The 24,432-nt window shown below is 62.4% G+C and carries 24 protein-coding genes; 14 read left to right on the plus strand and 10 right to left on the minus strand.

Annotated elements, in window-relative coordinates; all coding sequences use genetic code 11:
* Positions 1 to 14: 14 nt before the first annotated feature.
* A complete protein-coding gene (locus tag HP556_RS24725) occupies positions 15 to 479 on the minus strand; it encodes a carboxymuconolactone decarboxylase family protein (RefSeq protein WP_175368926.1) in 465 nt (154 codons plus the stop codon).
* Between the two features lie 196 nt (positions 480 to 675).
* Positions 676 to 1,710: a glutamine synthetase beta-grasp domain-containing protein gene (locus HP556_RS24730; RefSeq protein ID WP_089264165.1), complete on the minus strand. Its 1,035-nt coding sequence runs from the start codon at positions 1,708 to 1,710 to the stop codon at positions 676 to 678.
* Positions 1,711 to 2,213: 503 nt separating this feature from the next.
* Between HP556_RS24730 and HP556_RS24735 the strand changes: the two genes are divergently transcribed.
* The gene (locus HP556_RS24735; protein ID WP_175368927.1) at positions 2,214 to 2,414 is read left to right on the plus strand and encodes a DUF2735 domain-containing protein; all 201 of its coding nucleotides are present in this window, start codon (positions 2,214 to 2,216) and stop codon (positions 2,412 to 2,414) included.
* Between the two features lie 113 nt (positions 2,415 to 2,527).
* On the opposite strand, the gene HP556_RS24740 is transcribed toward HP556_RS24735, so the two are convergent.
* The 3 genes from HP556_RS24740 to HP556_RS24750 all read right to left on the minus strand — a co-directional run bounded on the left by HP556_RS24740 (position 2,528) and on the right by HP556_RS24750 (position 5,785).
* Positions 2,528 to 3,469: a glutaminase gene (locus HP556_RS24740; protein WP_175368928.1), complete on the minus strand. Its 942-nt coding sequence runs from the start codon at positions 3,467 to 3,469 to the stop codon at positions 2,528 to 2,530.
* 27 nt (positions 3,470 to 3,496) lie between these two features.
* Entirely contained in the window at positions 3,497 to 3,898 is a 402-nt protein-coding gene (locus HP556_RS24745) for an MAPEG family protein (RefSeq protein WP_089264168.1), read from the minus strand.
* A 147-nt stretch (positions 3,899 to 4,045) separates the two neighbouring features.
* Positions 4,046 to 5,785 (minus strand): PHA/PHB synthase family protein, encoded by a 1,740-nt coding sequence (locus HP556_RS24750; RefSeq protein WP_276509763.1) that lies wholly within the window; start codon positions 5,783 to 5,785, stop codon positions 4,046 to 4,048.
* 480 nt (positions 5,786 to 6,265) lie between these two features.
* On the opposite strand from HP556_RS24750, the gene HP556_RS24755 reads away from it, so the two are divergent.
* The 7 genes from HP556_RS24755 to recJ all read left to right on the plus strand — a co-directional run bounded on the left by HP556_RS24755 (position 6,266) and on the right by recJ (position 13,375).
* Entirely contained in the window at positions 6,266 to 6,457 is a 192-nt protein-coding gene (locus HP556_RS24755) for a hypothetical protein (RefSeq protein WP_420878697.1), read from the plus strand.
* Between the two features lie 93 nt (positions 6,458 to 6,550).
* Positions 6,551 to 7,771: an LL-diaminopimelate aminotransferase gene (locus HP556_RS24760; protein ID WP_092143358.1), complete on the plus strand. Its 1,221-nt coding sequence runs from the start codon at positions 6,551 to 6,553 to the stop codon at positions 7,769 to 7,771.
* 77 nt (positions 7,772 to 7,848) lie between these two features.
* On the plus strand, positions 7,849 to 9,171 hold the full coding sequence (locus HP556_RS24765) for a homoserine dehydrogenase (RefSeq protein WP_175368930.1): 1,323 nt from the start codon (positions 7,849 to 7,851) through the stop codon (positions 9,169 to 9,171).
* 57 nt (positions 9,172 to 9,228) lie between these two features.
* The gene (gene glpX / locus HP556_RS24770; protein ID WP_068736567.1) at positions 9,229 to 10,227 is read left to right on the plus strand and encodes a class II fructose-bisphosphatase; all 999 of its coding nucleotides are present in this window, start codon (positions 9,229 to 9,231) and stop codon (positions 10,225 to 10,227) included.
* Positions 10,228 to 10,237: 10 nt separating this feature from the next.
* Entirely contained in the window at positions 10,238 to 10,690 is a 453-nt protein-coding gene (locus HP556_RS24775; protein WP_175368931.1) for a GNAT family N-acetyltransferase, read from the plus strand.
* A gap of 79 nt (positions 10,691 to 10,769) precedes the next feature.
* A complete protein-coding gene (locus HP556_RS24780) occupies positions 10,770 to 11,489 on the plus strand; it encodes a haloacid dehalogenase type II (RefSeq protein WP_175368932.1) in 720 nt (239 codons plus the stop codon).
* 47 nt (positions 11,490 to 11,536) lie between these two features.
* The gene (gene recJ, locus HP556_RS24785; RefSeq protein ID WP_175368933.1) at positions 11,537 to 13,375 is read left to right on the plus strand and encodes a single-stranded-DNA-specific exonuclease RecJ; all 1,839 of its coding nucleotides are present in this window, start codon (positions 11,537 to 11,539) and stop codon (positions 13,373 to 13,375) included.
* Positions 13,376 to 13,419: 44 nt separating this feature from the next.
* Here recJ and HP556_RS24790 read toward each other — a convergent pair whose 3' ends face one another.
* Positions 13,420 to 14,148, minus strand: a complete 729-nt coding sequence (locus tag HP556_RS24790) for a GntR family transcriptional regulator (protein ID WP_338117610.1) — start codon at positions 14,146 to 14,148, stop codon at positions 13,420 to 13,422.
* 156 nt (positions 14,149 to 14,304) lie between these two features.
* On the opposite strand from HP556_RS24790, the gene HP556_RS24795 reads away from it, so the two are divergent.
* From HP556_RS24795 to HP556_RS24805, 3 genes are read left to right on the plus strand one after another with little or no spacing between them, the layout of a single operon-like run.
* The gene (locus tag HP556_RS24795; protein ID WP_175368935.1) at positions 14,305 to 15,654 is read left to right on the plus strand and encodes a class-II fumarase/aspartase family protein; all 1,350 of its coding nucleotides are present in this window, start codon (positions 14,305 to 14,307) and stop codon (positions 15,652 to 15,654) included.
* 30 nt (positions 15,655 to 15,684) lie between these two features.
* Positions 15,685 to 16,665 (plus strand): tripartite tricarboxylate transporter substrate-binding protein, encoded by a 981-nt coding sequence (locus tag HP556_RS30325; protein ID WP_175368936.1) that lies wholly within the window; start codon positions 15,685 to 15,687, stop codon positions 16,663 to 16,665.
* A 9-nt stretch (positions 16,666 to 16,674) separates the two neighbouring features.
* Positions 16,675 to 18,063: a lyase family protein gene (locus HP556_RS24805; protein WP_175368937.1), complete on the plus strand. Its 1,389-nt coding sequence runs from the start codon at positions 16,675 to 16,677 to the stop codon at positions 18,061 to 18,063.
* 9 nt (positions 18,064 to 18,072) lie between these two features.
* On the opposite strand, the gene HP556_RS24810 is transcribed toward HP556_RS24805, so the two are convergent.
* Together HP556_RS24810 and efp are read right to left on the minus strand one after the other, a co-directional pair.
* Positions 18,073 to 19,302, minus strand: coding sequence for a lytic murein transglycosylase (locus tag HP556_RS24810; protein WP_175368938.1), 1,230 nt, complete (start codon positions 19,300 to 19,302; stop codon positions 18,073 to 18,075).
* Positions 19,303 to 19,470: 168 nt separating this feature from the next.
* Positions 19,471 to 20,037 carry an elongation factor P gene (gene efp / locus HP556_RS24815; protein ID WP_068736546.1) on the minus strand — a complete coding sequence of 189 codons (567 nt, stop codon included), beginning with the start codon at positions 20,035 to 20,037 and terminating at the stop codon, positions 19,471 to 19,473.
* 138 nt (positions 20,038 to 20,175) lie between these two features.
* On the opposite strand from efp, the gene epmA reads away from it, so the two are divergent.
* Genes epmA through HP556_RS24830 form a run of 3 tightly spaced genes read left to right on the plus strand, consistent with a single transcriptional unit; the run spans position 20,176 to position 22,644 of the window.
* Positions 20,176 to 21,228, plus strand: coding sequence for an EF-P lysine aminoacylase EpmA (gene epmA / locus HP556_RS24820; RefSeq protein ID WP_175368939.1), 1,053 nt, complete (start codon positions 20,176 to 20,178; stop codon positions 21,226 to 21,228).
* Positions 21,225 to 22,325 (plus strand): lysine-2,3-aminomutase-like protein, encoded by a 1,101-nt coding sequence (locus HP556_RS24825; RefSeq protein ID WP_175368940.1) that lies wholly within the window; start codon positions 21,225 to 21,227, stop codon positions 22,323 to 22,325. Before epmA ends, HP556_RS24825 begins: the two co-directional genes overlap by 4 nt.
* Positions 22,326 to 22,365: 40 nt before the next feature.
* A complete protein-coding gene (locus tag HP556_RS24830) occupies positions 22,366 to 22,644 on the plus strand; it encodes a hypothetical protein (RefSeq protein WP_081422013.1) in 279 nt (92 codons plus the stop codon).
* A gap of 23 nt (positions 22,645 to 22,667) precedes the next feature.
* Here HP556_RS24830 and HP556_RS24835 read toward each other — a convergent pair whose 3' ends face one another.
* Complete coding sequence (locus HP556_RS24835; RefSeq protein ID WP_175368941.1) at positions 22,668 to 23,243, minus strand: HdeD family acid-resistance protein; 576 nt, start codon at positions 23,241 to 23,243, stop codon at positions 22,668 to 22,670.
* A gap of 122 nt (positions 23,244 to 23,365) precedes the next feature.
* A complete protein-coding gene (locus tag HP556_RS24840) occupies positions 23,366 to 24,391 on the minus strand; it encodes a PrsW family glutamic-type intramembrane protease (RefSeq protein ID WP_120289484.1) in 1,026 nt (341 codons plus the stop codon).
* Between the last annotated feature and the right edge of the window lie 41 nt (positions 24,392 to 24,432).

Consider the following 24,432-nt stretch of genomic DNA (forward strand, 5'->3'; position numbering starts at 1 on the left):
TTTCTATGCTCTTGTCACTTCGCCGCTCCCGGCTTCGGTGCGCGCTCCTTGAACAGTTCACTCAGTGTCTGCGCCGCCTCAATGGCGCGCGGGAAACCGGCATGGACGGTCGTCAGATAGACGATCTCCTTCAGCTCTTCCTCTTTCACGCCGGCGTTGAGCGCGTAGTTCGCATGGATCTTCATGAACGGCCGATGCCCCAGCGCCGCGAAAGCGGCGACGGCTGCTAGCTGTCGCGTGCGCGCGTCGAGAACCGGCCGCGCCCAGACGTCGCCGAGTGCGTAGCCCGTGATCGCATCGGCGAGAAATGGAAATTCGGCGCGCAGGTCTTCGAGGGTCGGCTGGCTGCTGCCGGCATTGAGTGATCGAACAACCTCGTCGCCGCGTCGCAGGCGTTCTTCCGTCGTCTCCGCGCGAAGGCTTGCCGTGGATGCCAGCACGCAGAAAGCCGCAACGAAAGCGGTCGTTCGATATGACATGATCGCTTCTCCCTGTTTTTCTCGCCGCGTGAATGTTGCGACAGCGGACAAGCATTGGGGCATGTCGCACGGCCGGCGTTAGACCGATCCTGCCGATCTCTTGTCCAATCCTCTAAGGCGGCGAAAGGACGCAGGGGCCAAACAAAACGGCCCGAACTTGCGTTCGGGCCGTTCGCTTTTGATCTGTAAGTGACGTTTACGCGGCTGCCGACTTGGCGGTCGGGACTTCCGAGATGGTCTTCAGGATCTGCGAAGCGATCTGGTAGGGGTCGCCCTGGGAGTTAGGGCGACGGTCTTCCAGATAGCCCTTGTACTCATTCTTGACGAAGGAGTGCGGGACGCGGATCGATGCGCCGCGGTCCGCGATGCCGTAGCTGAACTTGTTCCACGGAGCCGTTTCGTGCTTGCCGGTCAGACGCTTGTCGTTGTCCGGGCCGTAGACGTTGATGTGGTCCATCAGGTTCTTGTCGAACTGGGCCATCAAAGCTTCGAAGTAAGCCTTGCCGCCGACCGTACGCATGTATTCGGTCGAGAAGTTGGCGTGCATGCCCGAGCCATTCCAGTCGGTATCGCCGAGCGGCTTGCAGTGGAATTCGATGTCGATGCCGTACTTCTCCGTCAGGCGGAGCAGCAGGTAACGCGCGATCCACATTTCGTCAGCGGCCTTCTTGGAGCCCTTGCCGAAGATCTGGAATTCCCACTGGCCCTTCGCCACTTCGGCGTTGATGCCTTCGTGGTTGATGCCGGCTTCGAGGCAGAGGTCGAGATGTTCTTCGACGATCTCGCGGGCAATTGAGCCGACGTTTTTGAAGCCGACGCCGGTGTAGTAGGGGCCCTGCGGCGCGGGATAGCCATCCTCGGGGAAACCGAGCGGACGGCCGTTCTCGTAGAAGAAGTATTCCTGTTCGAAGCCGAACCAGGCGCCGGCATCGTCGAGAATGGTGGCGCGCTTGTTGGTCGAGTGCGGGGTGACGCCATCCGGCATCATGACTTCGCACATCACCAGGGCGCCGTTCTCACGGGCCGCATCCGGATAGATCGCAACCGGCTTCAGCACGCAATCGGAGCTGTGGCCTTCGGCCTGCATGGTCGACGAACCGTCGAAGCCCCACAGCGGGAGCTGTTCGAGGGTCGGGAAATCTTCGAATTCCTTGATCTGCGTCTTGCCACGCAGGTTCGGAACCGGCGTGTAACCGTCGAGCCAAATATACTCGAGCTTATACTTTGTCATGCGGGTCTCTCATGAGTTGGCGATGCGTAGGGCGTGAGCCCTGAGCTTGCCGGCGGGCGGACGCAAAATCCGCCCCCAGCGGCGCTGCATATAAAGCACGTAGTATGCCAACTTGTCGCGGTGCAACGCTTTTGTGACGAAAAGCGCGGCGCGTCCCCAGTGAGGCTGTCATTCGCTGTCTGGAGAGCGCATCGGAGGCCGGGAATCGGTCCAGATTCGTGGATTTTTCAGAGGAATTCAGCCGCGCGCGAAAATGTTGACTGCCCAATTCCCTTGCAGGCTATTTTTGACCGGAACTTTTCTGCCTTTCAGACGCTCAAATGAGAGGTCCGGCGCTGCGTAGGCGGCTTCAAAACCTGCGCGCCCAAAGCGCACGTCCATCGAGTGCGCATATTGTAGCCATTTGGATGCTTCTTACGAGGCAGTCGGCACAAAAGAAGGGCGCCTCTGTTACAATGATGATCCGAAAAGGAAAAAACAGATCAGAGGAAGGAAGAGAAGCGATGCCGACGTCTCAAACGCATCACCCCCATACCGCTAAAATCTACCAATTCCCGGCTGGCGGCCGTGCATCGGTCGGACCGCGGGGACGGCTCAGTAAGCCGCTGGACCTGCGTGCCTCGACCGTGAAAACCGTGGCCGACTATGACAGCTGGTACCACGAGGCTGCCATCCAGGAAGCCAACCGGACCTACGAACATTGACGGTGCCTGGTCGACAGCAAGGTTCACCGCCCCAGGCGCGGTTTATCGACGACGATCAAGGGCTGAAACAGCGATGTTTCAGCCCTTTTTCATGACCGGCAACCGGGTTGGCGTCAGACGCCGAAGATCGACCAGCCGAGCCGCTTCGTGAGCGCTTCGAGCGCAATGCGGCCGAGATGCGAATTGCCGTGCTTGTCGAGACCCGGCGCCCAGACTGCGATCGACGCCTTGCCGGGCGCGACCGCGATAATGCCGCCGCCGACACCGCTTTTGCCGGGCAGGCCGACGCGATAGGCGAACTCGCCCGAGCCGTCGTAATGACCGCACATCAGCATCAGCGCATTGATACGACGTGCGCGCTCCGAGGAGACGACCGACAGACCGGTCGAGGGATTGCGGCCCGAATAAGCGAGGTAGCGCGTCGCCATGGCCAACTGCCGACACGACATCGCGATCGCGCAGTGGTGGAAATAGACGCCGAGCGTGAAGTCGACGGGATTTTCGACCACGCCGAACGACTTCATATAGTTCGCCAGCGCGGTGTTGCGAAAGCCGGTGCGTTTCTCGGACGCGGCGACCGTCTCATCGATCACGATGGAGCTGTCGCCGGACAGAAACTGCATGAAACGCAGGATTTCGCCGATCGCCTCGCGCGGCTGATGGCCGGACAGGATGACATCGGTGACGGCGATGGCGCCGGCATTGATGAAGGGGTTACGCGGCACGCCGCGCTCCCGTTCGAGCTGGACGATGGAGTTGAACGGGTTACCCGATGGCTCGCGGCCGACATGTTTCCAGAGCCGGTCGCCGACCATGCCGAGCGCCAGCGTCAGTGTGAAGACTTTCGAGATGCTCTGGATCGAGAACGGCACATCGGCGTCGCCGGCGGCTGCGACGTGGCCGTCGGCATCGATGACCACAAGACCGAACTGGTTGGGATCGACACCCGCCAGTTCCGGAATATAGCTCGCGACGTCGCCGCGGTCCGTTCGCTGCGCCATCTCGTCGGCAATTTCCTTGACGACGAGATCGAGACTTGGGGCAGCGTGGTTCATTGCAGATCAATCTGGCGAGAAGAAGCGTTAGTACGGAATCCGCAGGATCGCGATGGCGAGGACCGCCTGGGCGATGAAGCCGACCACGAAGGCCAGCGTGCGGAAAATCGGCAGGCCGAGTGTGTAGACGATCAGATGCACTACGCGCGACCAGAAATAGACCGCGCAGGCCAGAACAGTAGTCGGGGTCGAAACGTCCGCAGCATTCAGGATCAGCACCAGCGGCGCGAAGATGATGAGATTCTCGACGGCATTGTCATGGGCGAACATCATCCGGTTGGCCCATTCGGCCTGCGGCCTGTCGGTGCGCGTCGGGTTGGCCATGACGCCGGTGACACCGCGGACCATGATGCGGTTCAGCATATAAGGCACCCAGAGCAGGCCTGTGAGAATCACGGTCAGTGTCAGCCAGAACAATTCGCGCGTCATCCGGGTATCCTTTCAGTCGAAATTCCCGCGGAAAACGCGGAGATGGTCATGCAAAACACACGCGCCGCAAGCGGATGCGACGCGTCCTTGCTGAAATCATAGACGTTTGCTGTGACGACGCCAAGCAAGCGCGGAGGAGGCGGGCCGTTACGCCCGCACCCGCACATAACTGCCCGGGGCGTCTTCCAGTGCGGGGAATGCGTCGGTGCCGACATGGCGGGCAGGAACTTCCTCACCATCGATGCCGGAGAGCCACTCCCGCCAGTTCGGCCACCACGAGCCAGCATGTTCCTGCGCGGTCTTCATCCAGTCGGCAAGATCGGTGGCGTGGGCGTTGTCGTTGGTCCAGTACTGGTACTTGCCGGAGGCTGGCGGATTGACCACGCCAGCGATATGGCCGGAGCCGGACAACACGTATTTCACCGGACCGCCGAAGAATTGCGAGCCGTACAGCACCGATTGCGCCGGCGCGATGTGGTCCTCGCGGGTGGCGAGATTGTAGACAGGCACCTTGACCTTGGAGAGATCAAGTCGGGTGTTGTCGAGGATCATGTTGCCGGTCGAGAGCTTGTTCTCGAGATAGCAGTTGCGCAGATAGAACGAGTGGTTTGCCGCCGGCATCCGCGTCGCATCCGAATTCCAGTGCAGCAGATCGAAGGCCGAAGGCGGCTTGCCCTTGAGGTAGTTGTTGACCACGTAGGACCAGATTAGGTCGTTCGAGCGCAGCATGTTGAAGGCCATGGCCATCTTGCTGCCTTCCAGCACGCCTGCCGCCTGCATGTCCTTTTCCAGCGCCGAGATCTGATCCTCGTCGACGAACACCATGAGGTCGCCGGCATGGGTGAAGTCGACTTGCGCGGCCAGGAATGTTGCCGATGCCACGCGAACGCGGCGCTTCTCGGCGAGCCAGGCCAGCGTCGAGGCGAGTAGGGTGCCGCCGACGCAATAGCCAATGGTGTGGACCGTCATCTCGCCGGTGACCTGCTCGATCACGTCCATCGCGGTCAGCGGGCCTTCCTTCATATAGTCGTCGAAGGTCTTGGTGCCGAGGCGCTTGTCGGGGTTGACCCAGGAGATCACGAACACCGAGACGCCCTGATCGACGGCCCACTTGATGAAGGATTTCTCGGGCTTGAGATCGAGGATGTAGAACTTGTTGATCCAGGGCGGCACGATCAGGAGCGGCGTGCGCAGCACGTTTTCGGTTGCCGGCTGATACTGGATCAGCTGCATCACCTCGTTCTGGAAAATCACCTTGCCCGGCGTCGTCGCCATGTTGACGCCGACTTCGAGGTTTTTCGGATCGGATTGGCGGATGCGGATCGAGCCGCGGCCGGCCTCGATATCCTCGGCCAGCATGGTCATGCCGCGCATCAGGTTGCTGCCGTTCGACATCACCGTCTCGCGCAGTACTTCCGGATTGGTCAGCACGAAATTCGACGGCGCCATCGCATTGGTGATCTGCTGGACGTAGAACTCCGCCTTCTTGCGGGTATGCGCATCGAGCCCCTCGGCATTCTTGACGAGGTCGTGGGCCCATTGCGTCGTGAGCAGATAGGCCTGCATGACGAAATCGAAGAACTGGTTCGATTTCCATTCGGGATCGCTGAAGCGCTTGTCGCGCGGCGCTGCCTCGATAGCGGGCAGGCTGGCTTCGCCGACCATCCGGCGCATCGCCGAGCCCCAGAGGTCGAGATAGGCCTTGCCGAGCTTCATCTGCAATTCGGCGGCGCGCTTGTCGTCGGACAGCCAGTAATTGGCGACGATGCTGAAGGTCTTGATCAGCTCCGTCAGCTCGTTCGGCGGCTTGTCGACGGTCTCGCCACTTTGGCGCGGTTGCAAATAGGCGGCCAAGGCCTTGCCGCCATTCTCCATCGCCTTGGCCATGTTGAGCGCAAAAGCTTCGGGATTGAACGGTTTGGCGGACGCGTCGCCCGAGATTTTGTCGTTAGCAGCTTTGGCGTCGGCGGCAACTTCGGTCATGGCGCAACAACAGCTTCATTCCAGTCGGGCAACGGTACGTCACCACGCAAATCGATGATGGCACAGTTCGCGGATTGCCGCAGGATTCGATGTGCTGCACCGCGTCATGTATTCGGCTTTGGGTCTTGCTTCCGTCATATTGAAGATCCAAGCCTTTAGCGTCTTCTCCCGGCATTAATCGTTTGTGACCAGATTGGTTGGATGGTGCGCTGCGATAGGGATGAAATCGATTCTAATGCGATGTAGGGTTGTGGCGTGACGCGTAGAGGCACATTCAGGGCGATCGGTGGTCGCAGCGGGCGGGCGGCGACAGCGGCCGCCCTCCTGGCGCTGGGGCTTGGCTTGCCTCTGGGCGGCTGCGCGTCGACCATCGCCGACATGCCCATGGTAGGCACACCCGCGGGCGCTCCGGCGCGTCCGGCCGAGGTGGGGACCTATCTGCCGGTTCACGACCTGCCGACCACCCGCGAAGGCACCGCCATGGCGCCGGCGGACCAGGCCAAGATGCAGGCCGAACTGACTGCCGCCCGCGATCGCCAGGCCGTCGTGCTGCCGGCCAAACCGGCGGCCAAATAGTCAAAACTGCCCGTCGTGACTGGTGTCACCGGGCTTCCGTGATAAAAAGAAGCGATTCAACCGCATGATGAAGCGGTTCTGGAGCCCGATCCCATGGAAGAATTCTACCGCATCCGCCGATTGCCGCCCTATGTGTTCGAACAGGTCAACCGGGCCAAGGCCGCCGCGCGAAACGCTGGCGCCGATATCATCGACCTCGGCATGGGCAATCCGGATCTTGCGACCCCGCCGCATGTGATCGAGAAGCTCAAGGAGACCCTGGGCAAGCCGCGCACCGACCGCTATTCGGCCTCGAAGGGCATCACCGGCCTGCGCAAGGCCCAGGCCGGCTATTACGAGCGCCGCTTTGGCGTGAAGCTCAATCCGGACACCCAGGTGGTGGCGACGCTGGGCTCCAAGGAAGGCTTCGCCAACGTCGCCCAGGCGATCACCGCGCCCGGCGACGTCGTGCTGTGCCCCAATCCGAGCTACCCGATCCATGCCTTCGGCTTCTTGATGGCCGGCGGCGTGATCCGCTCGGTGCCCTCCGAGCCGACGCCGGATTTCTTTGCAGCCGTCGAGCGCGCCATCATCCATTCGATCCCGAAGCCGATCGCGCTGATCGTCTGTTATCCGTCGAACCCGACGGCGCAGGTGGCGAGCCTCGATTTCTACAAGGACCTCGTGGCCTTCGCGAAGAAGCACGAGATCTACATCCTCTCGGATCTCGCTTATGCCGAGGTCTATTTCGACGATAAGAACCCGCCACCCTCGGTGCTGCAGGTACCAGGCGCGATGGACGTCACCGTCGAATTCACCTCGATGTCGAAGACCTTCTCCATGGCCGGCTGGCGCATGGGCTTTGCGGTCGGCAACGAGCGCATCATTGCCGCGCTGACGCGGGTGAAATCCTATCTCGACTACGGCGCATTCACGCCTGTGCAGGTCGCGGCAACTGCCGCGCTGAACGGCCCCGACGACTGCATCCGCGAGATGCGCGATGTCTATCGCAAGCGCCGCGATGCGATGGTGGAGTCTTTCGGCCGCGCTGGCTGGGACATTCCGCCGCCCTCGGCGTCGATGTTCGCCTGGGCGCCGCTGCCGGAGAAATTCCGCGAAGTCGGCAGCATGCAGTTTGCAACGCTTCTCGTTGAAAAGTCCGGCGTGGTGGTATCTCCCGGCGTCGCCTTCGGCGAGCATGGCGAAGGTTACGTCCGCATCGCGATGGTCGAGAACGAACAGCGCATTCGCCAGGCTGCCCGCGGCATCCGCCGCTTCCTTGAAAGCGGTCTCGAAACGTTGCACAACGTGGTTCCTCTCGCCAACCGGCGATAGGCGTGATCCCCGAAAACCGGCAACCGGTTTTCGGACCGGTCATCGCTCAACAAGAATTCCGACAGGTCTGAAGCTTAATGGTCGCACCCCTCAAAGTGGGTATCGCGGGACTCGGCACCGTTGGTGCCGAAGTCGTCCGTCTCATCGAACAGCAGAACTCGATTTTGGCCGCGCGCTGCGGTCGTGGCGTCAAGGTGGTTGCTGTCACCGCGCGCTCCAAGAGCAAGAAGCGCAGCGTTGATCTGCGCGGCATCGACTGGATGAAGGATCCGCTCGCGGTTGCGCAGCATCCCGATGTCGAGTGCTTCGTCGAACTGATGGGCGGCGTTGGCGATCCCGCGCTGTCGTCGATCGAGGCGGCGCTGCGCGCCGGCAAGTCGGTCGTGACCGCGAACAAGGCACTGATCGCCAAGCATGGCCTGAAGCTAGCCACATCGGCTGAGAAGCACGGCGGCGCGCTGAACTACGAGGCCGCCGTCGCTGGCGCCATTCCGATCGTCAAGACCATCCGCGAAGGTCTTGTCGGCACCGATATCAATCGCGTCTACGGTATTCTCAACGGCACCTGCAACTACATCCTGTCCCGGATGGAGCTGGAGGGCCTGTCCTTCGAGGAATGCCTTAAAGACGCGCAGCGGCTTGGCTACGCCGAGGCCGAGCCGTCCTTCGACGTCGATGGCCACGACACCGCCCAGAAGCTGGCCATTCTCGCCAGCCTCGCATTCGGGACCAAGGTCGCGCAGAGCGCTGTTTCGGTCGAGGGCATTTCATCCATCGCCGCTGAAGATCTGCGCGCTGCTGCAGAGCTCGGCTATCGCGTGAAGCTGCTGGGCGTTGCCATGCGCACCGCGACTGGCATCGAACAGCGCGTGCATCCAACCATGGTGCCGCTGTCGTCTTCCATTGCGCAGGTCATGGGCGTCACTAACGCCGTCACGGTTGATGGCGCAGGCATTGCGCCGATTACACTGGTCGGTCCCGGCGCTGGCGGCGCCGCGACGGCGTCTGCGGTTCTTGCCGATATCGCCGATGTCGCACGCAATGTGCGTGCGCTGCCGTTTGGTCGGCCGGTTGAGAAGCTCAAGACCACCACCAAGGCGCCGATGGAACGCCACGAAGGTGGCTATTACATCCGCCTGATGGCGCGCGATCTTGCCGGCACGGCCGCACGCATCGCAACGCGTCTGGCCGAGCAGAAGATCTCGCTGGAGTCGATTGTGCAGCGCCATCCCAACGGCGGCATCGAGCCGGTCGGCAAGAGCACGAAATCGTCACCGGTGCCTGTTATCCTGATCACCTACGCCACCACCGAGGACGCGATGCGCCGCGCCCTCCAGGCCGTACAGAGCGACAAGGTGATATCAGGCAAGCCGCAGGTTATTCGCATCGAGAAGAACTAAATCCACGCGTTGAGAGTTGTACGGGGACATTCGTCCCACCGTAGAAGGAGCCCGCCGATGTCGACCCATATTACCGTCCCGCCGCAGCAACTGCTCGAGCGCATTCTGACGCTGGAGATCGTTCGCGTGACCGAGCGCGCGGCAGTGTCGGCTGCGCGGCTGCGTGGTCATGGGCAGGAGAAGGCGGCGGATCAGGCAGCGGTCGATGCGATGCGCCGCGAGCTCAACAAGATGCCGATCGACGGCACCATCGTGATCGGCGAGGGCGAGCGCGACGAAGCGCCGATGCTCTATATCGGCGAAAAGGTCGGCATCAATGCCGGCCCGAAGGTCGATATTGCCGTCGATCCGCTCGAAGGCACGACGCTGTGCGCCAAGGACATGCCGGGCTCGATCGCCACCATGGCGATGGCCGACGGCGGCACGCTGCTGCATGCGCCCGACGTCTATATGGACAAGATCGCGATTGGTCCGGGCTACGCCAAGAACGTGATCGACATCGACGCATCGCCGGAAGAGAACATCAAGCGCCTCGCCAAGGCCAAGGGCGTGCCGGTGTCGGCGATCACCGCCCTCGTGCTTGAGCGGCCGCGACACGAAGCATTGATTGCAGCGATCCGCTCGACCGGGGCGGCGCTACGTCTCATTCCGGACGGCGACGTCGCCGGCGTCATCCACACCACCGATCCCGCCAAATCTGGCATCGACATCTATCTTGGCATTGGCGGCGCACCGGAAGGCGTGCTGGCAGCTGCAGCACTGCGCTGCATCGGCGGCCAGATGCAGACCCGATTGATCCTCGATACCGACGAGAAGCGCGAGCGTGCGCTGAAGATGGGTGTCACCGATCCGAAGATGATCTATGGCATCGAGGACATGGCGAAGGGCGACTGCCTGTTTGCCGCCACCGGTGTTACCGACGGCGCATTGCTGTCGGGCGTCAAGTTCCGCGGCGACGTCATTGAGACCGAGACCATCGTGATGCGTTCGGTGACCGGCACCGTGCGCATCATCAAAGGCGAGCATCGCCAGCTCGAAAAATTCCACCTCGATTGAGTTCAGTCACATGGCGAAGGCGAATGTTGAGATCCGCCCGGTCGGCCCTGATGAAAGGGCCGCCTGGGAGCCGTTGTGGCAGGGCTATCTGACCTTTTACAAAGCGACGCTGCCGCAGATCGCGACCGATACGGCGTGGAAGCGTTTCCACGACGCCAATGAGCAGATGTTTCTGCTCGGCGCCTATGTGGACGGCAAGCTCACCGGCATCGTGCAGTTCCTGTATCACCGCTCATCCTGGACGCCGGGTAACTACTGCTACCTGCAGGACCTGTTCGTCGACAACGGCGCGCGGGGACTTGGCGTCGGCCGCGCTCTGATCGAAGCGGTTTATGCAAAGGCCAAGGCTGACGGCTGCAGCCGCGTGCATTGGTTGACCCAGAACGAGAATGCGCAGGCCAGGATTCTCTACGATCAGGTCGCGGACAATTCCGGATTTATGCAGTACCGGAAGATACTCTGATCAAAGGCAATCCGAGCGCGCCAACATGCGCTCGGATTAATCGAACTGAAAACCAAGAAAACAAAATGGGGATGAGACCATGAGCGAGACCGATAGCGTCAAGGCTCTGGTGTTCGACGTGTTCGGCACCGTGGTTGACTGGCGTTCCAGCCTGATTGCTGACTGTACCGCGTTCGGCAAAGCGCGCGGCATCACCGCGGACTGGACTGCGCTCGTCGATGCCTGGCGGCAGGCCTATATGCCGTCGATGGATGTGGTGCGCCATCATCCCGAGCGCGGTTTCGTCAAACTCGATACGCTGCATCGGCAGTCACTCGATGTGCTGGTCGCCAAGTTCGGCATCAACGGGCTCTCGGACAACGATCTGCATCACATGACACTCGGCTGGCACCGGCTGCATCCGTGGGCGGATTCGGTCAGCGGTCTGACGCGCTTGAAGACCAAATACGTCATCAGCCCGTTGTCGAACGGCAATGTCGCGCTGCTGACCAACATGGCGAAATTCGCCGGCCTGCCATGGGACCTGATCATGAGCGCGGAACTGTTCGAACACTATAAGCCCGATCCGCAGGCCTATTTGGGCGCGGCCGCCCTGCTCAATCTGAAGCCTGCGGACGTCATGATGGTCGCCGCCCATAACAGCGATCTCGATGCCGCACACAAACTCGGCCTCAAGACCGCCTTCGTGCCGCGCGTCACTGAGTACGGCCCGCACCAGAACCGCGATTTCAAGGCCGAGGGCCCGTGGGACGTGGTGGCCGATGATTTCAATGATCTGGCGAAGCGGATGGGCTGCTGACGGCCTGAGATTTGCCGAAAGCGGCTGCGCGGCCTATTGCTGATGCCATGACGCCACCGACCATCATTCCCGTCGAATCCCAGCAGGCCTTTCTCGGCGTTACCGAATCCGCCACCGGGCGGATCTGGCGCGACCGGGTGGATCAGCGCGGGGCGGCGCGGGCGCTGGCCATGGTGCAGCGTTTTCAATTGCCGGAAATGCTGGCGCGGGTCATCGCCGGCCGCAATATCGAACTCGACGCAGTCGAAGACTTTCTCGATCCCACCATCCGCAAGCTGATGCCGGACCCGTTCACCATCACGCAGATGGAAGCGGCGGCGAAGCGCATCGCGGATGCCGCGCAGCGCCGGGAGAAGGTGGCGATCTTCGGCGACTACGACGTCGATGGCGCGACGTCGTCGGCGCTGCTGGCCTGGCATCTCAGGCATTGCGGACTCGATCCGCAGATCCACATTCCCGATCGCATCTTCGAGGGCTACGGCCCCAATGTGGATGCCATCAGAATGCTGGCCAGCAAGGGCGCGACGCTGCTCGTCACCGTCGATTGCGGCACGACCAGTTTTGAGCCGCTGGCCGAGGCCAAGAAGCTCGGCATGTCCGTGGTCGTCATCGATCACCATCAGACCGGCGAGGAATTGCCTGACGTGGATGCCGTGGTGAATCCGAACCGGCTCGACGATATTTCCGGTCTGGGTCATCTCGCCGCCGTCGGCCTCGTGCTGATCACGCTGGTCGCGGTCAATCGCGAATTGCGCAAGCGCGGCTTCTGGACCGCCGAGATGCCCGAGCCTGATCTCCTGGGCATGCTGCATCATGTGGCGCTCGGGACTGTGGCTGACGTGGCGCCACTGATCGGCCTGAACCGCGCCTTTGTCGCCAAAGGTCTCATCGCATTGCGTCGCCGCGATCACATCGGGCACACCGCGCTGATGGATGTGGCGCGTTTGAACGGTCCGCCGGAAGCATGGCATCTCGGCTTCATGCTGGGACCGCGCATCAATGCCGGCGGCCGGATCGGGCGCGCAGACTTGGGCGTGCGGCTGCTGCTCGAAGGCGATATCTCCGAGGCCGCGAAGATCGCTGCCGAACTCGATCGGCTGAACATCGAACGACGCGTGATCGAACAGGCCGCGGAAGCGCAAGCCGAGGCCGAGGCTCTGGCGTCACTGGGGCTCGAAGACAAAGGCTCCGTAGTCGTGACCGCGTCTGAAGGCTGGCATCCCGGCGTCGTCGGTCTGGTCGCCTCGCGGCTCAAGGAGAAATTTGCGCGTCCGGCTTTTGCCATCGCGCTGGAGCCTGGCGGAATTGGCACGGGGTCTGGCCGCTCGATCTCCGGCGTCGATCTCGGCAAAGCCGTGCGGCAAGCTGTTGCCGATGGGCTTCTGATGAAAGGTGGCGGCCACGCCATGGCCGCGGGCATCACGCTACGCAAGGAACGGCTCGGCGAATTCCGCGCCTATATCGAAAGCGCGCTGGCTGCGGATGTCGGCAAGTCCCGCAACGAGAAAGAACTCTTCATCGATGGCGCTATCACTGCGCGCGGTGTGACGACGGATCTCGTGAATACGCTCAATCGCGCCGGGCCGTTCGGGCAGGCCAATCCCGAGCCGGTGATTGCGCTGCCGGCGCATCAGCTCGTTTATGTCGATGAAGTTGGGCAGGCGCATCTGCGGCTGCGCTTCAAGGCGTCGGACGGCGCCATGGTCAACGGTATCGCGTTTCGTTCAGTGGGGCAGAAACTCGGCAACGCGTTGCAGGAGCTGCGCGGTCAGCCGGTCCATGTGGCGGGCTCGCTGACCGTCGATCGCTGGCAGGGTGCCGAGCGCGTGCAGATGCGCGTGATCGACGTGGCGGCGCCGGATCCCGGGCCGAAGATGATCAGGTAGTCTCACCGCTCTCAACCTGTCGTCTCCCGGCTTGACCGGTGCACTCATCCATTTGTGTCTTGCCGGCGGAGCAGCCTGGTCGAATATCGATACCGGTCCGCCGGATGAATACTGAGCGAGACTTCGGCCAGCTCGTTTGACGCGAACAGATACTGCCGCCGAATCGACAGCGCATGCGCGCCAGCCGTTGCCTTCAGTGGCTCCGCCATCGCGTCCGACACGCCAACCGCAGAAATGTCCTGCCGGATCTCGACAAAGCGTCGTCCCGAGATTTTCTCGACCAGCGTGCCGAAGATCTCATGATGCCCCGCCATTTTCGTGCGTACCTCGTCGGCGAAGGCGCCGTCGATATAGACATCGGTCCAGCAGATCGGCGTCTGTGTGACTTCGCCGGGAATCGTGCGCAGACTTGAGATGCACAGCCAGCGGCGGCCGGGCCGGCATCCGAGCTGGCTGGCAAGCTCGCTGTCGGCGACGACATCCGCAACGCGCTGCACGTGGCGCTCCGTCTCGGTGCCGAACTGCTGCACCGCCTCGATCGTATTGAGTGCCTGCGTAAAGCCATCACCGCCCTTGGCCGGAGAGGTCGCCTCGACACGCGTCCCGGCATTGCGCTTCCGGCTGACCAAGCCGGACGCCTGCAGCTCCTGCATCGCCGCGCGCACGGTTGATCGGCTCACGGCGAACTGGTCCGCCAGCTCGAACTCTGTCGGCAGCACAGACCCGACCGGATGCCGTCCGTCTGCGATGGCCTCGGTAAGTGCTCGGGCCACGAACGCGTAACGCTTTTCCACCGTCGTCCCTCGACCCCTAAGTCCCTGATCGCAAGATGGAAGCCTGATTGGCGACCATCTCGTCAAGAAAGGAGATTGACACACAGTTTATGTTCGTACAATTTAATATGTACGAACATAACAAGAGGAAGCGGTATGGGCAGCACGGTTTTCGATTCGGTCCTGTTTCGGGACATGTTCGGCACCGCGGAAATGCGGGCGATCTTCGCCGACGAAGCCCTGGTCGGCCGCTACATCGAGGCCGAAGTTGCGCTGGCCCGCGCCCAGGCCCGTCTCGGCGTTGTCCCCAAGGAAGCCGCGCAGGCCATCGAGGCCGCCGCTAAATCGATCCGGATCGATTTCGACAAGCTCCGAGCTGAGACCGAAATCGTCGGCTACCCGATCTTGCCGCTGGTCCATCAGCTCTCCGAAGCCGCAGGAGAGGCGGGCCGCTACGTCCACTGGGGTGCGACCACTCAGGACATCATGGACACCGCCAACGTCCTGCAGATCCGCGCGGCGCTACAGATCGTTGCACGCGATCTGCGTGAGGTCCGCGACATCTTGGTCGCGATGGCGCGCAAATATCGCGACACGCCGATGGCGGGGCGCACCCATCTGCAGCAGGCGCTGCCGGTCACCTTCGGCTACAAGGCCGCCGTCTGGCTGTCTTCCGTCGATCGCCACATCGAACGCGTCGATCAGGCATTGCCGCGCATCCTGCTCGGCGAGTTCTCCGGCGCCGCGGGGACGCTCGCATCGGTGGGCGAGGGCGGCTTGGAGATGCAGAAGCTGTTCTGCGAGGAGCTCGGCCTGCATCAGCCCTCGATCACCTGGCATGTTGCCCGCGACGGCATCGCCGAAGCGGTCACGCTGCTCGGCCTGATCACCGGTACGCTCGGCAAGATCGCCACCGACGTGATGCTGTTGTCATCGTCCGAATTCGGCGAAGTGTCTGAGCCTTTCGTGCCCGGTCGCGGGGCGTCATCGACGATGCCGCAAAAGCGTAACGCGATTTCAAGCGAACTGATGCTCGCCGCTGCCAAGGCGGTGCGCCAGCACGTCGCGACAATGCTCGATGGCATGATCCATGACTTGGAACGTGCAACGGGGCCGTGGCACCTCGAATGGGTGTCGTTGCCGGAGAGCTTCCTGCTCACCGCCTCGTCGCTGGCAAATGCCAAATTCATGCTGGCCGGGCTCGTGGTTCACGAAAAGCGGATGCTGGAGAATCTGGATCTGACACGTGGTCTCATCGTCGCCGAAGCGGTGATGATGGCAGCGGCGCCGAAACTCGGCCGCCAGCATGCGCATGACGTCGTCTACGACGCCTGCCGCAAGGCGATCGAAGGCGGCGGACAGCTTGCGGATATCCTCGCCGAGGTCCCGGAAATCACCGAAGCGCTTGGCGGCAAGGACGCCATCCGTCGTCACTGCGACCCGGCCAACTATCTCGGCCTCTGCGGTCCGATGGTCGATCGCGTGCTGAGCATGAGTGGACACTGAAACAACACACACAACAGGGGAGGAATTTCGATGACGAAGAACATTTTGACGACCGCATTCGTGCTCGCCGGTGCACTGCTGTCTGGCCCAAGTCTGGCGCAGGATTATCCGACCCGCACGATCACCATGAACATGCCGTATTCGGCAGGTGGCCCCGGTGACACCATCGCGCGGCTGTTGGCGCAGGGCATGAGTGGCCCGCTGAAACAGCAGGTCATTGTCGAGAACACGACGGGCGCCGGCGGCTCCATCGGCAGCGCCAAGGTCGCCGCTTCGCCACCAGACGGCTACAATCTGCTGCTGATCCATATCAGCCACGCGACCAATCCGGCGCTGTATCCAAAACTCAAATACGATCCGATAAAGGACTACGAGCCGATCGGTCTCGCTGTCGATCTGCCGTCGGTGTTCGTGGCACGCAAGGATCTCCCGGCCGCCAATCTCGCCGAGCTGATCGCCTGGATGAAGACCAACAAGGAGAAAGTGAACTACGCGCATGCCGGCATCGGATCGGCGTCGCATCTGTGCGGCCTGCTTCTCAATACAGCGACCGGTACGCAGCCGACCCAGATCGCCTATCGCGGCGCTGGTCCGGCGATGAACGACATGATGAGCGGGCAGGTCGATGTCATGTGCGACCAGATCGTCAACGTGGTCGGCAATGTCGATGGCGGCACGATCAAGGGCTACGCCGTCACCAGCACCGAGAAGGCGCCGGCGCTGCCAAAACTGCCCACGACAGCCGAAGCCGGTCTGCCGGGTTTCACCTACACGGTCTGGTACGGCCTGTTCGCGCCGAAGGGCACACCCAAGCCGATCATCGACAAACTCGTTGCCGCACTGAACGTGGCGCTGAAGGACGAGACCGTGAAGAGCCGGCTTGCCGGGCTCGGCGTGCAGCCAGTGGCGCCGGAACGGGCGACGCCCGATGCGCTGGCCGCGCATCTGAAATCCGAGATCGACAAGTGGACGCCGATCATCAAGGCAGCGGGCGTTGTCGGCGCGCAGTGAGCGAGACTCGTGAGTGACGTTCGCACGGAACATGACGCCTTCGGTGCCATCGCGGTGCCGAAGGATCGCTATTGGGGCGCGCAGACCCAACGCGCGCTTGAGGTCTTCCAGGTTAGCGATGAGCGTTTCCCGGTCGCGCTGATCCGTGCATTCGCCCTGCAGAAGATCGCGGCCGTTCGCGCCAATCTGCAACTCGGGACGATCGCGCCGGAGATCGCAGCGCCGATCGAAGCAGCGGCACTCGAACTTCAGCGAGGCCGTTTCGACGATCATTTCCCGTTGCCGATCTGGCAGACTGGCTCCGGCACCCAGACCAACATGAACGCCAATGAGGTGATCGCAAACCGCGCCAATGAATTGCTGGGCCAGCCGCTTGGGACCAAATCACCCGTTCATCCCAACGATCACGTCAATTGCTCACAGTCATCGAACGACAGCTTTCCGACCGTGATGCATGTGGCAACGGCGCTGGAGTTGCGCGGGCGCTTGCTCCCGGCCTTAAAGACGCTACGCGATGATCTTCGCGCCAAGGCGGACGCGTTCTTCGACGTCGTGAAGATCGGACGCACGCATCTGATGGATGCCGTGCCGATGACCATGGGGCAGGCATTCGATGCCTTCGCCCGCCAGATCGGCCATGCGATCGACCGCATCGAAGCCGTCTTCCCGCGCCTGCTGATGCTGCCCCAGGGCGGCACGGCCGTCGGCTCGGGGCTCAATGCGCCAGAGGGATTCGACAGCGCCTTTTGCGAGCACCTGAACGCACTGACCGGCGTTACGTTCGTCCCGAACCCGAGCAAGTTCGAAGGCATGGGCGCGCATGACGCGCTTGTCGAAGTGTCCGGCGCGCTCAATGGCCTTGCCGTCACGCTGCTGAAGATCGCGAACGACGTGCGCTTCCTCGGTTCGGGTCCGCGCTGCGGGTTCGGTGAGCTTGTCATCCCGCATGACGGGCTGACGTCGTCGATCATGCCAGGCAAACGCAATCCCACCATCGCTGAGATGCTTGCGCAGGTGTGTTTTCAGGTGACGGGTAACAACGCCGTCGTCACCGCAGCCAGCGCATCCGGCAATTTCGAGCTCAACGTTGCCAAGCCGGTGATCATCTACAATGTTCTGCAGTCGATCCGCATCCTCGCCGATGGCATCGATGTCTTTACGTCCCGATTGATCCGCGATCTCGACGTCGATCGGCGACAGCTCGCCGCGAATGTCGCCAACGCGCCGCTGCTCGCGACAGCGCTCAATCCGGTGATCGGCTACGACAAGGTCGCGCTCATCACAGCCAAGGCGCTGGACGAGTCCATTACACCGCGCGAAGCAGCGATCGCGCTAGGACTGCTCTCGGGTGAAGACTACGATCGTTACGTCGATCCGCAGCGGATGGCGGGCATTTGACGGAACGGCTCAGCCGCCTTGCCGCAACCGCGCGAGCACCTTCAGCCCGCCATAGCCATCCGCCGGCAGCAGACCCATCTTCGTTTGATAGTCCTTCACCGCTTTCATCGTGTCGTTGCCGACGCGGCCATCGGTGCCGCCGGTGTCGAAGCCGGCGCGGGTGAGGCGAGTTTGTACTTCCTGCACTTCGGCGAGTGTGAGCGCGCGTTCCGAGCCGGGGAACGGCTGGATGAAAGGCGGCGCGCCGAGAATGCGATCGCCGAGATGGCAGATCGCCAGCGCATAGTTCATCGACGGATTGTAGCTGCGCACGGCGTAGAAGCCCTGACCGAGCAGGAAGGCCGGACCGCCTTGCACGGGTACCCAGAGTTTGGCATTGGCATTCGGCTGCGGGAAAGGCTGGCCGTCGGCACGCGTGACCCCTGCAGCGGACCATGCGGCAAAACTGCGATTGCTATCCGATGACGGCGCGCCGTTGGCGCGGACCTCGTAGCCCCAGTGCTCGCCGCGTGGATATTTGCCGCGATTGACGAGGAAGCGTGCGCTAGAGCCGAGTGCATCATCGGGCTTGCCGAACGGCGAGACGCGGCCGTCGCGGTCATAGTCGATGCCGACATTGAGCCAGACCTCGGGCATCCACTGCGTATGACCCATCGCGCCGGCCCATGAGCCGCGCATTTCGTCCGGCGTGCCCCAGCCCTTGTCGACGATCTTCAATGCGTTGATGAGTTCGGTTTCCCAATAGGCGCGGCGGCGCGGTTCGTTCCACGCCAGTGCGGCCAGCGACGGAAATACCGGGCGCATATGGTTCTGCTGCACGATGGGATCGCCATAGGCGGACTCGACGCCCCACAGCGCCAGCAGCGTGCCGCGCTCGACGCCGAAGTCGCGCTCGATGCGGTCGAACACCGCTTCGTTCTTGCGCAGCGCGTCCTTGCCGGCGGCGATCCGCCAGTCGGAGGCGCGGCGGTTGATGTATTGCCAGAGCTGCTCGTGAAATTCCGGCTGCTTCTGCATCTTGGTGAAGACGGACATGTCCGGCTCGATGCGGCCCATTACGCGGGTATAGGTGGCGTCGGAGACGCCTTTGGCAGTTGCCTTTGCACGAAAGCCGTCGCGCCACGCGTCGAAGCCCGCGGGGGCCGCAAGGGCGGTACCGGGCATGGCCAGCAGCGCGCCGGCGCCCAGGCCGGAGCGGAGCAGGCTGCGTCGGTCGATCAGGGAATCGCGCGTGGTCATGCCCCATTGTAGCCGCATGACTTGCGCGGCGGCAGGGGCAATGCGTCGCGGCGCGTCAACGCAATCAACGGATTGATATCATGTATAAAAAAGACCGCCGGAAGCCATTTTCGGGCGTCCGGCGGTCTTGCGAAAAAGGTGCGGCAGTCTTGCGACAGCCGGGATCCTTTAGTCCTTGGCGCGTTCGATGTAGGAGCCGTCCTCGATCAACACCACGATGCGTGTGCCGGTACCAACATGCGGCGGCACGTTGGTGCGGACGCCGTTGGACAGCATGGCAGGTTTGTAGGACGACGACGCGGTCTGGCCCTTGGTCACCGGCTCGGTATCGACGACTTCGAGGGTCGCGCGCTGCGGCATCTGGATCGCCACCGGAACGAGGCCGTGCAGCGACAGCTTTACGGTCATGTTCTCCTGCAGATAGGGCTCGGCATCGCCGATGACGTCCTTCTGCACCTGAACCTGGTCGTAATTGTCGTTGTTCATGAAATGGAAGCCGTCGGCATCCTTGTAGAGGTAATTGAAGTTCTGGTCTTCAATCGTCGCCTTTTCCACCTGGTCAGTGGTCTTGTAGCGCTCCGAGATCTTCACACCGTCGCTGATTCGGCGCATTTCGATCTGGCTGACCGGGGTTCCCTTGCCGGGGTGGATGTTCTCCGCGGACAGAACCACGTAGAGCTTGCCTTCCTGCTCGATGACGTTGCCCTTGCGAATAGAACTGGCGATGACTTTCACAGATATGTTTCCTAGATTTCAGGCCCGGGACCGATCCGGACGTGTGTGTCCTGTGGCCAGCGAAGCGGTTTCGGGGGGCAACATACTGATTTCACGCGGCGATGCCAGCGTTTTGCAACCCAAAAGGGCCGTTTGCCGATGACTGGAACCGACCGTCCGTCGCCCTGGTGGAGCCCGGCGCGACATCAGGACCGCCGGGGCTTCCTGCTGGCGCGGGGAGCGATCACGAAGGGTATCCGGACGCGGTTCGAGGCTCAGGGCTTCCTGGAGGTCGAGACTGGCGTCCTGCAGGTCTCACCGGGCAATGAGACCCATCTGCATGCGCCAAAGACGACATTGATCGACCGCGATGGCGAGCGGTTCTCGCGGTATTTGCGAACATCGCCGGAATTCGCCTGCAAGAAGCTGCTGGCGGCGGGCGAGACCAGGATCTTCGAATTCGCGCGGGTGTTCCGCGACCGCGAGCGCGGCGACAAGCACCTGCCTGAATTCACGATGCTCGAATGGTACCGTGCCGAGGAGAGCTACGAGACCGTGATCGCCGATTGCGTGGCGATCATCGCCAACGCGGCGCAGGCGACAGGCATCAAGCAGTTCACGTTTCGCGGTCAGGTTGCCGATCCGTTTGCCGAGCCGGAGATGTTGACCGTGGCAGCGGCGTTCACGCGCTTTGCGGATATAGATTTGCTTGCAAGCATCGATGGCGCCGAGGGGGATCGCGCTAAGCTGGCGGCTGCTGCGACTGGCAAGGTGCGGATCAGTGACGACGACACATGGTCGGATATTTTCAGCAAGATTCTCGTCGAGCATGTCGAGCCGCATCTCGGGCAGGGACGGATGACCGTGCTGTTTGAATACCCGTCGCCGGAAGCGGCATTGGCGCGCACCAAAGAAGGTGACCGACGCGTGGCCGAACGCTTCGAGGTCTATGCCTGCGGTGTTGAACTGGCCAATGGCTTCGGCGAGCTGACCGATGCCGATGAGCAGCGCCGACGCTTCACGGAAGCGATGGACGAAAAAGAGCGTCGCTATGGCGAGCGCTATCCGCTCGATGAGGAGTTTCTTGAAGCCGTGGCGGCAATGCCGGCAGCATCCGGCGTAGCACTCGGCTTCGACCGGCTGGTGATGCTGGCCTCGGGCGCGACGCGGATCGATCAGGTGGTGTGGACGCCGCCGGCAGGTGCGTCATGAACCGTCATGTGAAAGTTGCGACGACCCTGCGGCAAGCCAGCGACCTCATCGAAAACGGCCTCGCGCCGGCGTCGACGCTGGCTGATTTGGAGAAAGTCGCCGCGCGTTATGCGGTCGCGGTGACGCCGGCCGTAGCCGCACTGATCGACAGCAGCGATCCCGACGATCCGATCGCGCGCCAGTACATACCGAGTGTGGATGAACTGAACGCGCAGCCCGAAGAGAACGCTGATCCGATCGGTGATCACGCCCACGCGCCCATCGACGGCATCGTGCATCGCTATCCCGACCGCGTGCTGTTCAAGCTGGTACATGTCTGCGCGGTGTATTGCCGGTTCTGTTTCCGCCGCGAGATGGTGGGGCCGGGCAAGGAGACCGCGCTGTCACCCGACGCCTATTCAGCCGCGCTGGATTACATTCGCAGCCATGACGAGATCTGGGAGGTAATCCTCACCGGCGGCGATCCCCTCATGCTGTCGCCGCGGCGATTGAGCGAGATCATGGCGGATCTCGCTGATATCCCGCATGTAAAGATCATTCGATTGCATACGCGGGTCCCCGTGGCTGATCCCGGCCGCGTGAGTGCGGAAATGGTGGATGCATTGAAAGTCACGGGTGCCAGCACATGGGTGGCGCTGCATGCCAATCATCCGCGCGAGCTGACGGATGCTGCACGTGCGGCCTGCGCGCTGATGGTGGATGCCGGCATTCCCATGGTGAGCCAGTCGGTATTGCTGCGCGGCGTCAATGACGATGCGGCGACGCTGACGGCACTGATGCGCGGTTTCGTCGAGTGCCGCATCAAGCCCTATTATCTGCATCACGGCGACCTTGCGCCTGGCACCGCACATTTGCGCACCAGCATCGCGGAGGGACAGGCCTTAATGCGCGCCATTCGAGGCAATGTTTCCGGATTGTGCCAGCCGGATTATGTGCTCGATATTCCCGGCGGTTATGGCAAGGCGCCGATCGGTCCCGAATATTTGTCTGAGAATTCTTCAATCAGCCTCAAGCCTGACGGTGAAGCTTCTGCGGAATCGGTCTATCGTGTTGTGGATTACTGCGGCGACGTTCATATCTATCCACCGAAGCCGTAGCGATCGGCTTACACGCGCCACCTGGTGTCGGAGACAAAAAATGAAAACATTGTTCGTGATGACGGCAGGCCTGTTCGTGCTCGGCCATTCGCTGGCTCTGGCGCAGGATTCGTCCCGCAACCTGCCACCCAAGGGCCTGCGCTCGCAGCCGACCACACAGACCAACAGCGGCGGTGCTCTGCCAGAGGCTCCCGTCGGCCATCGCCAGCCGCGCCCAGGCGATTTGCCGCCGGAGACCGGCAAGAACGATCCGTCCCGCATCGACGCGCAGGATCGCGAGCTTGATCGCATGATCAAGAATATCTGCAAGGGCTGCTGAGCCCCTGCAGACAGTTGGCGGGGTCAGGCCTTCTTGCGGGCGGCCATCGCCAAGCCAATCAGCGAAGCGCCGCCGATCACCAGATTGATGCCGACCATCAAGCCGATGGCCCAGGCTGCCGTGCCGGGCAGGCCCGAGATGATGATGAAGGCGATCACGATATCCATCAGACCGGAGAAGGCCATCCAGCTCCAGCGCTCCGACAATTCCTTGCGATGCTGAAGCGCGTACATGATGGTCGCTACGCCCTCGGCGAGGAAATAGACGCCAACCACGAATGTCAGTGTCAGCGTGCTTTCGGCCGGGCGCGTAAGCAGAATGATGCCTGCGCCGATACCAAGGATTGCTGAAATCAGCGACCAGATGAAGCCCGGCGTCTGACGCGCCCAGAAGGTCATCAGCAGCGCGGCGACGCCCGAGATGAAGAACATCCAGCCCAGCATGACGGTGACGGCGATGCTGGCCACCTGCGGCACGATCATCGCGGCGAAGCCGAGGATCACCAGCACGATGCCCTCGATTAGAAATGCCTTCCAATGCACGCGCACGGCGTCGCTCATCTTCGATTGCAGCTCGGCGAGGTTGGGCGGCATGGTCATGGCGGCATGTCCTGATCTGGCCGGCAGCATGCTGGCCCTACCTTGCATTTATCCGCTCACACGCGGAAGCGTGCAAGTTTGTTGATCGGGAATAGCTCGAATGTCGCGTGAGGTCTTGAACGTTATGACTGCGCGGTCATGGCCGGTGCGGCCGTGCGCATGCGGTTGCGCCCGAGAATATAGGCTGTCGTCGTCAGCACCAGCAGCACGGCGCCGATGGCGATGGATGCCAGACCGAGCGGGATCAGCACCATGGTGACGTTGCGCGCCGGGTTCGTAAACCAGTGATGAATCGAGGTCAGCAAGAAGGCTGTGCCGGCAAAGCCCGCGCCGCCGCCGGCGACCAGCAGCGCCCACATGCCGCGCAACTGGCTGAGCCGCTCGCGTGACACCTCCGTATGTGGCGCATGATGCGCGCCGATCCGCCTGACCAGCCGCGCCGCCAGCGCAATGGTGCCGAAGCCAATCACCACGCCAGCGGCCTCGAGCACGCGGCGCATCACGCCGACGATCTCCGGATGTCGCTGCAGCGTCAGCAAAGGAAGATCGAAACAGGCATGCAGCGTCACCGGCGCGAGAACAATGAGCATGGGCGTGCGAATAAAAGCCCAGCCGTCGCGGCGATGGGCGCCGAGCGCGCGGCCGGAACGGGTGATGGCGATGTAAGCGCCGGCGATGACGCCGAGCGCGCCGTGAAATGGCACGGTCAGCACGCTGCGCAGCACCGCGAGCGTCCGCCACATGTCGGGATATTGCAGGAGATAGACGAGATTCTCGTAGGCTGCGAAGCCGAGGCCGGCGGCGGCGCCGTAAACCACCGTGTCCATCGGATCGGCCGTCCGGGCGCGCTGGGTGGACACCGCGATGATGACGAAGATCTTCACGATCTCCTCCGGCGCGGCGACGCCAAACACGGCGTGGAGCACCATGGCCAGGGTCGGGTTGTCCGTAAGGCCCGGAATTGCCGCGAACAGCGCGCGGGCATAGCCGAGCAGGGAGATGCTGGCGGCCCCCAGCAGGAATGACGCCCAGACCAACCCGGGCGGTCCCGGCCGTTCATCGGCAGCAATCACCAGCCACAGCAACAGCAAAGCTGGTGCCACGGCGGCGATACCGATCACGGTGGGGAGCGATTCGAGCAGGTTCATGGAACTTAATTATAGACGGCCGGGCAGACCGGAAAGAGTGA

Source organism: Tardiphaga robiniae, assembly GCF_013359755.1.
Lineage (GTDB): Bacteria > Pseudomonadota > Alphaproteobacteria > Rhizobiales > Xanthobacteraceae > Tardiphaga > Tardiphaga robiniae.